The sequence below is a fragment of the Burkholderia sp. GW821-FHT14F03 genome (assembly GCF_058803765.1).
The window spans coordinates 27,819-42,202 of record NZ_JBXAPG010000055.1; the positions used below are offsets into that span (position 1 = coordinate 27,819).

The following is a 14,384-nucleotide window of genomic DNA, read 5'->3' on the forward strand; positions in this document are numbered from 1 at the left end:
GCTGGTTCGATCAGAATGCCGTCCCGATCTGGAACTGGAACTTCTGGTACTGATCGCCTTCGTGTTTCTGCAGCGGGAAGCCCAGACTCAGCTTGAGCGGCCCGATCGGCGAGATCCACGCGAGACCCACGCCATAGCCATAGCGCAGACCGTTCGCGCCGGTGCTGGTGCCGCCCGGCGCATTGCCCCACACATTACCGGCGTCGAGGAACGTGAACACGCGCAGCGTGCGGTCGTACCCCGTGCCAGGCAGCGGGAACGTCAGCTCGATATTACCCACCACCATCTTCGAGCCGCCGATCGGATCGTTGGTGATCGTATCGCGCGGGCCGAGCGAGCTCGGCTCGTAGCCGCGCACCGACCCGATACCGCCCGCGTAGTAGTTCTTGAAGATCGGGTACGGATTGCCGATACCGTTGCCGTAGCCGCCTTGCAGGTTCAGGCCCAGGATGAAGCCGCGCGAGAACGAATAGTAATACTGCGCCTGCAGGTCCATCTTGTAGTACTGGATCTTGCCGATCGGCGCGCCGTACTCGGCATTCGCCTGCGTGAAGTAGCCGCGGCTCGGGATCAGCGCGCTGTCGCGCGCGTCGCGCGACCAGCCGACCGTCAGCGGCACCGTGTTCGACACGCGGCCGAACTCGTTCACGTAATCCTGGTACGCGGCCGGCGTGTTCGAGTCGACGTCGAGGCGGTTCTGCTCGAAGCCCGCGCCGAAGAACACCGTGTCCGTTTCCGAGAACGGGATGCCGAACTTCAGGTTGCCGCCCGCCGTGATGATGCGGAAGCTCGAGTTCGTCGAGTAGTACAGCGGCTGGTACGTCCGGTAGTAGACGTCGGTGATCCGCTTGATGCCGTCGACCGTGAAGTACGGGTCGACCTGCGTGACGGTCAGCGTGCGGTAGCTCTTCGCGGTGTTCACGTTGACCGCGAGACTCGTGCCCGAGCCGAACACGTTGTCCTGCGACACGCCCGCCGACAGCACGACCTTGTCGGTCGACGAGAAGCCCGCGCCCAGCGTGATCGCGCCGGTCGGCTTTTCCTCGACCTTGACGTTCACGTCGACCTGGTCCGCGGTGCCGTCGACCGGCACCGTCGACACGTCGACGTTGGTGAAATAGCCGAGCCGGTTCACGCGGTCCTTCGACAGCGCGAGGCGGCTCGAATCGAACCACGAGCTTTCGAGCTGGCGCATCTCGCGGCGCACCACCTCGTCACGCGTGCGGGTGTTGCCGACGACGTTGATGCGGCGCACGTATACGCGGCGGCTCGGGTCGACGACGAGCGTCAGGTTCACCTTGTGCGTGACCTGGTCGATCTCCGGCTGCGCGTTGACGGTCGCGAACGCGTAGCCGTACTCGCCGAGCTTGTCGACGATCGCGCGCGTGGTCTTCTGCAGCTTCTCCGCGGAGAAGCGGTCGCCCGGCTTGATCGTGATCAGCTTCTTGAGTTCGGCCTCGCGGTCGAGCAGGTTGCCGCCGAGCTTGATGCCCGACACCGTGTACGGCTCGCCTTCATGCAGCGTGACCGTCAGGTACATGTCCTTCTTGTCGGGCGAGATCGAGACCTGGGTCGACTCGATGTTGAACTCGAGGTAGCCGCGGTTCAGGTAGTACGAGCGGACGTTCTCGAGGTCGCCCGTGAGCTTTTCCTTCGAGTACAGGTCGTTCTTCGTGTACCAGGAGAACCAGTTCGGTGTCGACAGCTGCATCTCGTCGCGCAGCGCGCTGGTGCTGTAGGTCTTGTTGCCGATGAAGTTGATCTGGCGGATCTTCGCGCTCGGCCCCTCGGCGACCGAGAACAGGATCGACACGCGGTTCGCGTCGACCGGCGTGACCGTGGTGGTCACCTCCGCCGCGTAGAAGCCGCGCGTCAGGTACTGGCGCTTGAGCTCCTGCTCCGCCTTGTCGACGAGCGACTTGTCGTAGTAGCGCCCCTGGGACAGCCCGACGGCCTTGAGCGCCTTGTTCAGGTTGTCCTTGTCGAATTCCTTGATGCCGGTGAAGTCGATCGACGCGATCGCCGGCCGCTCCTGCACCTGCACGATCACCACGCTGCCCTGGGTCGCGACCCGGACGTCGGTGAAGAAGCCGGTCGCGTACAGCGCGCGGATCGCCTCGGACGCCTTGTCGTCGGAGAACGTATCACCCTGCTTGATCGGCAGATAGGCGAACACGGTCCCCGCTTCGACGCGCTGCAAGCCCTCGATCCGGATGTCTTGCACGACGAAAGGTGCCGTTGCGTGGGCCGCGAGGCCGTGCACGGCGAGCGCCACGGCTGCAACCGTCTTAGGTACAAAGCGATGAGGTTTGAACAACGTGCATCCCCAGTGTTTAAGCTTGCATCAGATCAGGCGGGTCGCCCTCCGGCACCCGCCTGACGCTTCAGAAATGGATTAACCGAGCCAGATCGTTGAACAGCGCGATCGCCGACAGCACGACGATGCAGATCAATCCGGCGCGTTGCAGAATCAGTTGCCAGCGTTCCGATACGGCTTTACCGGTTGCGGCTTCAACCAGATAATATAACAGATGCCCCCCGTCCAAAACGGGAATCGGTAACAAGTTCAACACCCCCAGGCTAATGCTGACAAGGGCGAGAAACGATAGGAACGCCGACCATCCGAGGCGCGCGCTCTTGCCCGCGTAGTCGGCGATCGTCACCGGCCCGGACAGGTTCTTGATCGACGCCTCGCCGGTGATCATCCGCCCGAACATTCGCAGCGAATACAGCGAAATCTCCCAGGTCCGGCGCGCGCCCAGCTCCACGCTCTCGAGCGGGCCGTAGCGCACCTCGACGCCGCGCGCGGGCATCGTCAGCGCCGCGCCGATGCGGCCGATCGTCTGCCCGGTCTCCTCGTCGCGCTGCGCCTGCGGCACGATCGCCAGGGTCTGTTCGACGCCGCCGCGCTCGATGCGCAGCGCAAGCGAACGGCCCGCATGCGACTTCACGTCGCCGATGAAACGCGTCGAACTGCCGACCGGCGCGCCGTCGAGCGCGATCAGCCGGTCGCCCGGCCGCAGCCCCGCCTGCTCGGCCGCGCTGCCCGGCAGCACCGACGCGACCGACGGCGCGCCGCCGCCGACCTCGAAGCCGAGGCGCGTCATGAAATCGTCGTCGATGTTGCGGTCGGGGAAATCGCGCAGATCCACGCGGAAGTCGTAGGTCGCGCCGTCGACGCGTGCGCCGAGCACCACCTCGCCGTGATCGAAGGCCGCGCCGAGCAGCTTCCAGCGCAGGTCCGACCAGGAACGCACCGGCTCGGCCTCGCCGCCTTGCGCGGCGCGGATCGACACGATGGTCTCGTTGCCGTCGAAGCCGGCCCGCGCGGCGACCGTGCCCGCGGGCGGCGCCGCGACGATGGCGGCCGGTTCGGTCACGCCGGTGGCGAACACCAGCGAGAACAAGGCGATCGCCAGCAGGAAGTTCGCGGCCGGACCCGCCGCGACGATCGCGATCCGTTTCGCGACCGGCTGGCGGTTGAAGGCCTGCCCCCGCTCCTCGGGCCGGATGCCCGGCCCCGGGTCGCGCTCGTCGAGCATCTTCACGTAGCCGCCGAGCGGCAGCGCGGACAAAGTCCACTCGGTGCCGGTCTTCTTGCTGACCCAGCGCACGAGCGGCGTGCCGAAGCCGATCGAGAAACGCAGCACCTTCACGCCGCACCAGCGCGCGACGCGATAGTGCCCGTACTCGTGCACGACGACCAGCACGCCGATCGCCACCGCGAATGCCGCCAGTTCGACCAGCACGCCCACGAGCACCCCGCTCAGAACGCGCGCTCCACGCTCGGCGTGGGCAGCGTCTCGATGAAGGTGGCGGCCGCGCGACGCGCGTCGGCGTCGGCGCCGATGACGTCGTCAAGCCCGCTCGGCGTGCGATTGGACAGGCCGTTCAGAACCGAGTCGACCGTCTGCGCGATCGCCATGAAGCCGATCCGGCGCGACAGGAACGCGTCGACCGCGATCTCGTTGGCCGCGTTCAGCGCGGCGCTCGCGACGCCGCCCGCCTCGAGCGCCTGGATCGCGAGCGCGAGGCACGGAAAGCGCGTGTAATCGGGCTTCTCGAAGGTCAGCGAGGCGATCTGTGCGAGATCGAGCGAGGCGACGCCCGCGTCGACCCGCTCCGGATAGGCCAGCGCGTGCGCGATCGGGGTGCGCATGTCGGGGTTGCCGAGTTGCGCGAGCACCGAGCCGTCGCGGTACGAGACCATCGAGTGAATCACGCTCTGCGGGTGGATCAGCACGTCGATGCGTTCGCTCGGCAGGCCGAAGATCCAGTGCGCCTCGATCACCTCGAGGCCCTTGTTCATCATCGTCGCCGAATCGACCGAGATCTTGCGGCCCATGACCCAGTTCGGGTGCTTGCACGCTTCATCCGGCGTCACGTCGACGAGCGTCGCCGGCTCGCGGGTGCGGAACGGGCCGCCCGACGCGGTCACGATGATCTTCGCGATCCCGCCGTGCTCGGCCGCGTCGCGCGGCATGCATTGGAAAATCGCGTTGTGCTCGCTGTCGACCGGCAGCAGGATCGCGCCGTGGTCGCGGACCGCGTCCATGAAGATCGAACCCGACATCACCAGCGATTCCTTGTTCGCCAGCAGGATGCGCTTGCCCGCGCGCGCGGCGGCCAGGCTCGGCGCGAGCCCCGCCGCGCCGACGATCGCGGCCACCACCGTGTCGCAGCCGTCGCTCTTCGAGACCTCGACGAGCGCCTGCGGGCCGTATTCGACGCGGGTCCGGCTGCCGGCCGCGCGCAACTGCGCCTCGACCTGCGCGGCGGTGTCGGCGTCGCCGACCACCGCGACTTCCGGCGCGAAGGTCAGGCACTGCCCGACGAGCTTGTCCCCGTTGCGGTGGGCGGTCAGCGCGTAGACCGAGAAGCGCTCGGGATGCCGCGCGACGACGTCGAGCGTGCTGTCTCCGATCGAGCCCGTGGAACCGAGCAATGTCAGGCGTTTTTGCATAGATATCAGTCTGGTTTTAACCGAGCAGTAGCATCGCGAGCGGCAGCACCGGCAACAGGGCATCCACCCGGTCGAGCACGCCGCCGTGACCCGGCAGCAGGCCGCTCGAATCCTTCACGCCGGCCTGGCGCTTCAGCAGCGATTCGAACAGGTCGCCGATCACGCTGAACGCGACCAGCAGCGTCAGCGCCGCGAACGCGCCCGCGGCGCCATAGCGCCCCGCCAGGGACGAAAACAGGGTCGGGTCATAGGCATGCGTCGCGATCGCGACGCCCGCGACGATCATCACCGCGAGCCAGCCGCCCGCCGCGCCTTCCCAGGTCTTGCCCGGGCTCACGGACGGCGCGAGCTTGTGCTTGCCGAAGCCCTTGCCCGCGAAGTATGCGCCGATATCGGCCAGCCATACCACTAGCAGCAGCGACAGCACGAACGGCACGCCCTGCGCGCGCGCGGCGACAAGCGCATGCCAGCAGGCGGCGAACACGACGAGGCCCGCGATCAGCAGGAACGGCCGCCAGGCACGCTCGGCCAGGGTCGGCTTGCGCCACAGCGCGAACGGGCCGGCCAGCAGCCAGAACACGCCGGCCGCCTCGAACAGCGGCCGCGATTCGGTCACGCCGATGCCGAGCCGCGTGCTCGCGGCAAGCACGGCGGCGGCGGCGAGCGCGTAGAGGACGGGCCCCGGGCCGCCCACCTTGAGCAGGCGCGCCCATTCCCATGCGGCGAACACGAGGGCCAGCGCGATCAACGCGCCGAACCCGCCAAGCGGCGCGAACAGCGTGACGGGCAGCAGCACCGCCAGCAGCACGATCGCCGTGATGACACGGGTTTTCAGCATGAAAGGGAGTCGGCGTCCTGGGCCTGCGGTTCGAGTTGCGCGCTGGTGCGCCCGAAGCGGCGTTCGCGCTCGGTGTACGACGCAAGCGCCTCGGCAAGCGCCGCCGCGTCGAAGTCCGGCCAGTATTTATCGGTGAAATAGAACTCGGTGTAGGCGAGCTGCCACAGCAGGAAGTTGCTGACGCGCTGCTCCCCGCCCGTGCGGATGAACAGGTCCGGCTCGGGCGCATAGGCCATCGCCAGGTGGCGCGCGAAGGCGTCCTCGGACACCTCGGCCTCGCGGCCTTCGCGGGCCGTTTCCGCGACCAGCTTGCGGGTCGCCTCCAGGATGTCCCAGCGGCCGCCGTAGTTCGCGGCGATCGTCAGGGTCAGGCGGGTGTTGCGGGCCGTCTTGGTTTCGGCGCGGCGGATCAGGTCCTGGATGCGCGGCTCGAACTTCGTCAGATCGCCGACGACGCGCAGGCGGATGCCGTTCGCGTGCAGCTTGCCGACCTCGCGCTCGAGCGCGGTGACGAACAGGCGCATCAGGAACGACACCTCGTCGGTCGGCCGCCGCCAGTTCTCGGAACTGAACGCGAACAGCGTCAGGTACTGGACCCCCGCGCGCGCGCAGCCTTCGACGACCGAACGCACCGCGTCGACGCCGCGGGTGTGCCCCGCGACGCGGGGCAGGCGGCGTTCGGTCGCCCAACGGCCATTGCCGTCCATGATGATCGCGATGTGACGCGGCACGTGTGCGACGTCAGGCACGCGAACGGTAGAGCTGGTATAAGTCATGGCCGCTGAGACTCTGGCTGCGGGAAAAATGCGACGCACGAAGCGCGTCAAACCGTCATGATCTCGGCTTCTTTGGTCTGCACGAGCTTGTCGATCTCGGCGACGGACTTGTCCGTCAGCTTCTGCACGTCGTCGCTCGCGCGGCGCTCGTCGTCTTCCGAGATTTCCTTGTCCTTGACGAGCTTCTTCAACTGCTCGTTCGCGTCGCGGCGCAGATTGCGCACGGCCACCTTCGCCGTCTCGCCCTCGCCCTTCACGACCTTGGTCAGCTCGCGGCGGCGCTCTTCCGTCAGCGCGGGCATCGGCACGCGGATCAGGTCGCCGGTGGTCGCCGGGTTCAGGCCCAGGTCCGCTTCGCGGATCGCCTTCTCGACCTTCGCGACCATGTTCTTTTCCCACGGCTGCACGCCGATCGTGCGCGCATCGACGAGCGTCACGTTGGCGACCTGGGAAATCGGCACCATCGAGCCGTAGTAGTCGACCTGCACGTGATCGAGCAGACCGGCGTGGGCGCGGCCCGTGCGGATCTTCGCCAGATCGTTCTTGAATGCTTCGATCGAGCGTTGCATCTTCTGCTCGACGTTCTTCCTGACATCAGCGACACTCATTTCAACCTCCGAACCTTCTATTCTTCAAAACGAGGCGGGCCCGCACGCGCGCGGCGTCATGCCGGGCCCGCTTCCGCGAGAGTTTACACGTGGACGAGGGTGCCCTCGTCCTCACCCAGCACGATGCGCTTGAGCGCGCCCGGCTTGTTGATCGAAAACACACGGATCGGCAGCTTCTGGTCGCGGCACAGCGCGAACGCCGTCGCGTCCATGACCTGCAGATTGCGGCCGATCGCTTCGTCGAAACTGATCGTCGAATAGCGGGTCGCCGACGGATCCTTCTTCGGATCGGCCGAGTACACGCCATCGACCTTGGTCGCCTTCAGCACCACCTCCGCGCCCACCTCGGAGCCGCGCAGCGCGGCCGCCGTGTCGGTCGTGAAGAACGGGTTGCCGGTCCCGGCCGCGAAGATCACGACCCGGCCTTCCTCGAGCTGGCGAATCGCACGGGGCCGGATGTACGGCTCGACCACCTGATCCATGCGCAGCGCGGACTGCACGCGCGCCTCGATGCCCGCGTGGCGCATCGCATCCTGCAGCGCGAGCGCGTTCATCATCGTCGCGAGCATTCCCATGTAGTCGGCGGTCGCGCGATCCATGCCGGCCGCGCCGCCCGCGACGCCGCGGAAAATATTGCCGCCCCCGATCACCACCGCGAGCTGCGTGCCGAGCCGCACGACCTCCGCGATATCGGCCACCATCCGTTCGATCGTTGCGCGGTTGATGCCAAAGGCATCATCGCCCATCAGCGCTTCGCCGGAAAGTTTGAGGAGGACGCGTTTATAGGCATTGGACATAGGGGCTTCCGAGCGACGAGAGGATGACAAGCACGAACTGTAGGGGCGAAATGCTGATTCGGGCAAGCGCCGCCGTCGCGGCGGGACCGGGAGGCCCCGCCCGGCGGCGCTGCCGGCCCGCGGCGCACGGACGCGCGCCGCGGGTCAAGCGGACTGCGAATTACTGCTGCTTTGCGGCAGCGACCTGCGCGGCCACTTCGGCCGCGAAGTCGTCCTGACGCTTCTCGATGCCTTCGCCGACCACGAACAGTGCAAATTTTTGCACTGCCGCATTGGCGGCCTTCAGCATCTGTTCGATCGTCTGCTTGTCGTTCTTCACGAACGTCTGGTTCAGCAGCGACACTTCCTTCAGGTACTTCTGGACGCTGCCGTCGACCATCTTCGCGACGATCTCGGCCGGCTTGCCCGATTCCGCAGCCTTCTGCTCGGCCACGCGGCGTTCCGTCTCGATCAGATCGGCCGGCACGTCGGCCGACGACAGCGCGACCGGCTTCATGGCCGCGATGTGCATCGCGACGTCCTTGCCGACCTGCTCTTCCGCGCCCGTGTACTCGACGATCACGCCGATACGGCTGCCGTGCAGGTAGGTCGCGAGCTGGTTCGCGGTCGCGAAGCGCACGAAGCGGCGGATCGAGATGTTCTCGCCGATCTTGCCGACCAGCGCGAGACGCACTTCGTCAACGGTCTTGCCTTCGAGCGGCAGCGCCGACAGCGCGGCCACGTCGACCGGGTTCTGGGTCGCGATGAGTTCCGCGACGGTCTTCGCGAACGCGTTGAAGTCGTCGTTCTTCGCGACGAAGTCGGTTTCGCAGTTCAGTTCGACGAGCGAGCCCGCGCCCGCGCCGACGAACGATGCGACGATGCCTTCCGCCGTCACGCGCGACGCAGCCTTGCTGGCCTTGTTGCCGAGCTTCACGCGCAGCAGCTCTTCCGCCTTCGCCAGATCGCCGTCGGCTTCCGTGAGGGCCTTCTTGCATTCCATCATCGGCGCATCGGTCTTTGCGCGCAGTTCTGCCACCATGCTTGCGGTAATTGCCGCCATCATTCGCTCCTTGAGTCTGTTTACAACGCCGCCCGCACTTCGACGCAGGCAGCAGGCATTCGTTTCCGGAATTCCGCGCTTTTTCGCACTCTGCGATCCAGCGCACCTGCCAGGAAAAGCGGCTTAAAAAAAGGGGGCCTGTTGAGAGCCCCCTTTTTATGCCGGCTCGGGACCGGTTACGCGTTTTCCTCGACGTATTCGTCGTCGCCGCGCGCCGCCTGGACCACTTCGTTGACCGCGTTCGCACGGCCTTCGAGGATCGCGTCGGCGACGCCTTGCGCGTACAGCGCAACAGCCTTGCTCGAATCGTCGTTACCCGGGATCACGTAGTCCACGCCTTCGGGCGAGTGGTTCGTGTCGACCACCGCGATGACCGGCACGCCGAGCTTGTTCGCTTCCGTCACGGCGATCTTGTGGTAGCCGACGTCCACCACGAAGATGGCGTCCGGAATGCCACCCATGTCCTTCACGCCGCCGATCGACTTTTGCAGCTTGGCGATCTCGCGTTCGAACAGCAGCGCTTCCTTCTTGCTCATCTTCTCGGTTTCACCCGATTCGACGGCCGCTTCCATGTCCTTCAGGCGCTTGATCGATACCTTCAGCGTCTTGAAGTTGGTCAGCATGCCGCCGAGCCAGCGCGCGTTCACGTACGGCATGCCGGCGCGCAGCGCCTCTTCCGAGATCGTGTCGCGCGATTGGCGCTTCGTACCGACGAACAGGATCGTGCCCCGATTGGCTGCCAGCTGACGCACGTACTTCAGCGCGTCGTTGTACATCGGCAGCGTCTTTTCGAGGTTGATGATGTGAATCTTGTTACGGTGACCGAAGATGAAGGGGGCCATCTTCGGGTTCCAGAAGCGCGTTTGGTGACCGAAGTGGACACCGGCTTCCAGCATTTGGCGCATCGTGATTGCCATGAGAATTCTCCGCGAGGGTTGGGTCTTAAGCCGGCTGCCGTATCATGGACGCGGTTTTCACCTCGCCACGACACCCTGGATGCGCCGGCTTGCGATTCGGCCCGGCACAACACGCCGGACCCTGCGCCTCCGCCTTCTGCCGCGCACTCCCGCCCCATATTGGGGAAAGTACGCGATATTCAGCATCGACTTAGCCAGCGAGTATAGCACGCCCCTATCGCTCCCCTCAAGCCGCCCGCCATTTTCCCGCCCCCGGCCCGCCCGTGCGCGCAATCGGGGCGAACCCGGCCGACGGCCCGCCGCGCGCCCGCCAAGGGCTGCGACCCGGAGCATAAGGTGCGATAATTGCGGGATTCAACGTATTCCAGGCACCAACCCATGTCCATCACGCTCAAGAACGAACATGACATCGCGCAAATGCGGGTCGCCTGCCGGCTCGCCAGCGAAGTGCTCGACTACATCACGCCGTTCGTCGCCGCGGGCGTGACGACGGGCGAACTCGACCGCCTCTGCCACGAGTACATGCTCAACGTGCAGGGCACGGTCCCCGCGCCGCTCAACTACCAGCCGCCCGGCTACCCGCCGTTCCCGAAGGCGATCTGCACCTCGGTCAACGACGTGATCTGCCACGGCATCCCGGGCGACAAGACGCTCAAGAACGGCGACGCGCTCAACATCGACATCACCGTCATCAAGGACGGCTACTTCGGCGACACGAGCCGCATGTTCCTGATCGGCGAAGGTTCGATCCTCGCGAAGCGGCTCGTGCAGACCACCTACGAGTGCATGTGGCTCGGCATCGACCAGGTGCGCCCCGGCGCCCACCTCGGCGACATCGGCCACGCGATCCAGAAGCACGCGGAGGCGCAGGGCTACAGCGTCGTGCGCGAGTACTGCGGGCACGGCATCGGCACGGTGTTCCACGAGGATCCCCAGGTCGTCCACTACGGCCGGCCAGGCACCGGCATCGAGCTGCAGGCCGGCATGATCTTCACGATCGAGCCGATGATCAACGCCGGCAAGCGCGACATCCGCACGATGCCCGACCAGTGGACCGTCAAGACCCGCGACCGCAGCCTGTCGGCGCAGTGGGAACACACGGTGCTCGTCACCGAGACCGGCTACGACGTGCTGACCGTGTCGGCCGGCACGCCCGCGCGCCCGGTGTTCGCGGCCCCCGCCGCGGCGCTCTGAGCCTGCCCCGCCCACCCGCCGCGCGCCCGCCGTCCCGTCCATGAGCGTTCCCGTCGCCGTCCCCTCCGAAGCGCTCGTGCACAAGGCCGAGTTCAAGGCGGCCAAGGCCGAGTTGCTCGGCCGCTTCCGGCAGGCCGCCAACGTCACCTCGCTGATGCACGCGCTGTCGCGCGTCACCGACGACGCGCTGCGCCAGGTCTGGCACGACTGCGGGCTGCCGGCGCAGCTCGCGCTGGCCGCGGTCGGCGGCTACGGGCGCGGCGAACTGGCCCCCTATTCCGACGTCGACATCCTGGTGCTGCTGCCGGACGCGCATCCGGCCGAGCTGGACGCGCGCATCGAGCGCTTCATCGGCATGGCCTGGGATCTCGGGCTCGAGATCGGCAGCAGCGTGCGCACGGTGGACCAATGCCTCGAGGAAGCCGAGCAGGACGTAACGGTGCGCACCTCGCTGCTCGAGGCGCGCCGCATCATCGGCAGCACCGCGCTGTTCGAGCGCTTCACGCTGCGCTACCACGACGCCCTCGACGCCCGCTCGTTCTTCCAGGCCAAGGTGCTGGAAATGCGCCAGCGCCACGCGAAGTTCCAGGACACGCCGTACAGCCTCGAACCGAACCTCAAGGAAAGCCCGGGCGGCCTGCGCGACCTGCAGACGATCCTGTGGATCGCGCGCGCGGCGGGCTTCGGCAGCAGCTGGCGCGAGCTTGAGGCGCGCGGCCTCATCACCGAGCGCGAGGCGCGCGAGCTGCGCCGCAACGAGGGCTTCCTGAAAACGCTGCGCGCGCGCCTGCACGTGATCGCCGGCCGCCGCCAGGACATCCTCGTGTTCGACCTGCAGACCCAGGCCGCGGAGAGCTTCGGCTACGCGTCGACGCCCGCGCGGCGCGCGAGCGAACAGCTGATGCGCCGCTACTACTGGGCCGCGAAGGCGGTCACCCAGCTCGCGACGATCCTGATCCAGAACATCGAGGCCCAGCTGTTCCCGGCCACGAGCGGCATCACGCGCGTGCTGTCGCCGGGCCGCTTCGTCGAGAAGCAAGGGATGCTCGAGATCGCGGCCGACGACCTGTTCGAGCGCCACCCGGACGCGATCCTCGAGGCATTCCTGCTGTACGAGACGATCCGCGGCGTGAAGGGCCTGTCGGCGCGCACGCTGCGCGCGCTGTACAACTCGCGCGACGTGATGAACAACGCCTGGCGGCGCGATCCGCAGAACCGCCAACTGTTCCTGCGGATCCTGCAGCAGCCCGAGGGCATCACGCATGCGTTCCGGCTGATGAACCAGACCAGCGTGCTCGGCCGCTACCTGCTGAACTTCCGCCGCATCGTCGGCCAGATGCAGCACGACCTCTACCACGTGTACACGGTCGACCAGCACATCCTGATGGTGCTGCGCAACATCCGCCGCTTCGCGCTCGCCGAGCACGCGCACGAATACCCGTACTGCAGCCAGCTGTTCGCGAACTTCGAACGGCCCTGGGTGCTGTACATCGCCGCGCTGTTCCATGACATCGCCAAGGGCCGCGGCGGCGACCATTCGACGCTCGGCATGGCCGATGCGCGACGCTTCTGCCGCGAGCACGGCATCGACGGCGAGGACGCCGCGCTGATCGTGTGGCTGGTCCAGCATCACCTGACCATGAGCCAGGTCGCGCAGAAGCAGGACACCAGCGACCCCGAGGTGATAAAGCGCTTCGCGGGGCTGGTCGGCAACCCGCGCTGGCTGACCGCGCTGTACCTGCTGACCGTCGCGGACATCCGCGGCACCAGCCCGAAGGTCTGGAACGCGTGGAAGGGCAAGCTGCTCGAAGACCTGTACCGCGCGACCAGCGCGGTGCTCGGCGGCGCACGGCCCGACGCCCATTCGGAGCTGAAGTCGCGCCAGGAGGAGGCGCTTGCGCTGCTGCGCCTCGAAACCGTGCCCGACGATGCGCACCGCGAACTGTGGGACCAGCTCGACGTCGGCTACTTCCTGCGGCACGATCCGGCCGACATCGCGTGGCAGACCCGCGTGCTGTGCCGGCACGTGCGCGCGGACACCGCGATCGTGCGCGCCCGTCCGTCGCCGATCGGCGACGCGCTGCAGGTGCTCGTCTACGTGCAGGACCGCTCCGACTTGTTCGCGGGGATCTGCGCGTACTTCGACCGCAACGGGCTGTCGGTGCTCGATGCGCGCGTGAGCACGACGCGTCACGGCTATGCGCTCGACAACTTCATCGTGACCCGGACCGAGCGCGACGTGCATTATCGCGACATCGCCAATCTCGTCGAGCAGCAACTCGCCGCGCGCCTGGCCGGCGCGGCGCCGCTGCCCGACCCGTCGAAGGGACGGCTGTCGCGCCTGTCGCGCACCTTCCCGATCACACCGCGCGTCGACCTCCGGGCCGACGAGCGCGGCCAGTACTACATCCTGTCCGTGTCCGCCAACGACCGGCCGGGCCTTCTTTATTCGATCGCGCGCGTGCTGGCTGAGCACCGGGTCGGCGTCCATGCGGCGCGGATCAATACGCTCGGCGAGCGCGTCGAGGACGTGTTCCTGCTGGACGGTGCCGGCTTGTCCGACAACCGCCTGCAGATCCAGGTCGAGACCGAGTTGCTGCGTGCGATCGCAGTGTGAGTAAGTTTCTGCGTTTATGCGCACCAAATTGACCGTGAAGAATCCGCGACCGGCCTCGCCGAGCCGCGCCCCCGTGCGCGCCGGCAGCCTGGTCGGCCGCAAGCCGGTGCGCGCCGTCGCGCCCGCCGCGAAGCCCGCCGCGCCGGCCAAGAAGAAACCCGCCGGCGGCGCGGATCGCGCCCCCGCCCGCGGATTCCGCGCAAGCGACGACGGCTCGCGCGCCGAGCGTCGGACCGACGCGAAGCCGGGCTGGAAACGCGAGGATCGCGGCGGCGACGCCAAGCCGCGCGCGCCGCGCGGCGAGGGCCGCCCGTTCCGCTCCGCCGATGACCGCGGCGGCCCGCGCGACAGCGCACGGCCCGAGCGCCGTAGCGATTCGAAACCCGCCTGGAAGCGCGACGGCCGCCCCGGTGACGACAAGCCGCGCGCACCACGCGGGGAAGGCCGTCCGTTCCGCTCCGCCGATGACCGCGGCGGCCCGCGCGACAACGCACGCACCGAGCGCCGTAGCGATGCGAAACCCGCCTGGAAACGCGACGACCGCGCCGGCGATGCCAAGCCGCGCGCACCGCGCGGCGAAGGCCGCCCGTTCCGCTCCGCCGATGACCGGACCGGCCCGCGCGACAGCGCCC

At 67.4% G+C, this 14,384-nt stretch carries 11 protein-coding genes and 1 pseudogene; 3 read left to right on the forward strand and 9 right to left on the reverse strand.

Annotated elements, in window-relative coordinates:
- Positions 1-10 precede the first annotated feature (10 nt).
- From bamA to rpsB, 9 genes are all read right to left on the reverse strand, one after another.
- Positions 11-2,317 carry an outer membrane protein assembly factor BamA gene (gene bamA, locus AC1RQF_RS28480; RefSeq protein ID WP_274002498.1) on the reverse strand — a complete coding sequence of 769 codons (2,307 nt, stop codon included), beginning with the start codon at positions 2,315-2,317 and terminating at the stop codon, positions 11-13.
- A gap of 67 nt (positions 2,318-2,384) precedes the next feature.
- Entirely contained in the window at positions 2,385-3,755 is a 1,371-nt protein-coding gene (rseP, locus tag AC1RQF_RS28485) for an RIP metalloprotease RseP (protein ID WP_492873464.1), read from the reverse strand.
- An 11-nt stretch (positions 3,756-3,766) separates the two neighbouring features.
- Positions 3,767-4,963: a 1-deoxy-D-xylulose-5-phosphate reductoisomerase gene (locus tag AC1RQF_RS28490; protein WP_274002495.1), complete on the reverse strand. Its 1,197-nt coding sequence runs from the start codon at positions 4,961-4,963 to the stop codon at positions 3,767-3,769.
- Positions 4,964-4,979: 16 nt separating this feature from the next.
- Positions 4,980-5,801, reverse strand: a complete 822-nt coding sequence (locus tag AC1RQF_RS28495) for a phosphatidate cytidylyltransferase (RefSeq protein ID WP_492873465.1) — start codon at positions 5,799-5,801, stop codon at positions 4,980-4,982.
- A complete protein-coding gene (gene uppS, locus AC1RQF_RS28500; RefSeq protein ID WP_274002492.1) occupies positions 5,795-6,577 on the reverse strand; it encodes a polyprenyl diphosphate synthase in 783 nt (260 codons plus the stop codon). The genes AC1RQF_RS28495 and uppS overlap by 7 nt, the downstream gene beginning before the upstream one ends.
- A gap of 47 nt (positions 6,578-6,624) precedes the next feature.
- Positions 6,625-7,185: a ribosome recycling factor gene (gene frr, locus AC1RQF_RS28505; protein ID WP_274002491.1), complete on the reverse strand. Its 561-nt coding sequence runs from the start codon at positions 7,183-7,185 to the stop codon at positions 6,625-6,627.
- A gap of 83 nt (positions 7,186-7,268) precedes the next feature.
- Positions 7,269-7,982, reverse strand: a complete 714-nt coding sequence (gene pyrH / locus AC1RQF_RS28510) for a UMP kinase (protein ID WP_252987338.1) — start codon at positions 7,980-7,982, stop codon at positions 7,269-7,271.
- 160 nt (positions 7,983-8,142) lie between these two features.
- Positions 8,143-9,024, reverse strand: coding sequence for a translation elongation factor Ts (tsf, locus tag AC1RQF_RS28515; protein ID WP_492873466.1), 882 nt, complete (start codon positions 9,022-9,024; stop codon positions 8,143-8,145).
- 176 nt (positions 9,025-9,200) lie between these two features.
- On the reverse strand, positions 9,201-9,941 hold the full coding sequence (rpsB, locus tag AC1RQF_RS28520) for a 30S ribosomal protein S2 (RefSeq protein ID WP_492873467.1): 741 nt from the start codon (positions 9,939-9,941) through the stop codon (positions 9,201-9,203).
- A gap of 378 nt (positions 9,942-10,319) precedes the next feature.
- On the opposite strand from rpsB, the gene map reads away from it, so the two are divergent.
- The 3 genes and pseudogenes from map to AC1RQF_RS28535 all read left to right on the forward strand — a co-directional run.
- On the forward strand, positions 10,320-11,135 hold the full coding sequence (gene map, locus AC1RQF_RS28525) for a type I methionyl aminopeptidase (RefSeq protein ID WP_274002487.1): 816 nt from the start codon (positions 10,320-10,322) through the stop codon (positions 11,133-11,135).
- Between the two features lie 40 nt (positions 11,136-11,175).
- A complete protein-coding gene (locus AC1RQF_RS28530; protein ID WP_274002485.1) occupies positions 11,176-13,752 on the forward strand; it encodes a [protein-PII] uridylyltransferase in 2,577 nt (858 codons plus the stop codon).
- 106 nt (positions 13,753-13,858) lie between these two features.
- Positions 13,859-14,384 (forward strand): annotated as a pseudogene (locus AC1RQF_RS28535) (hypothetical protein); the annotation flags it as partial.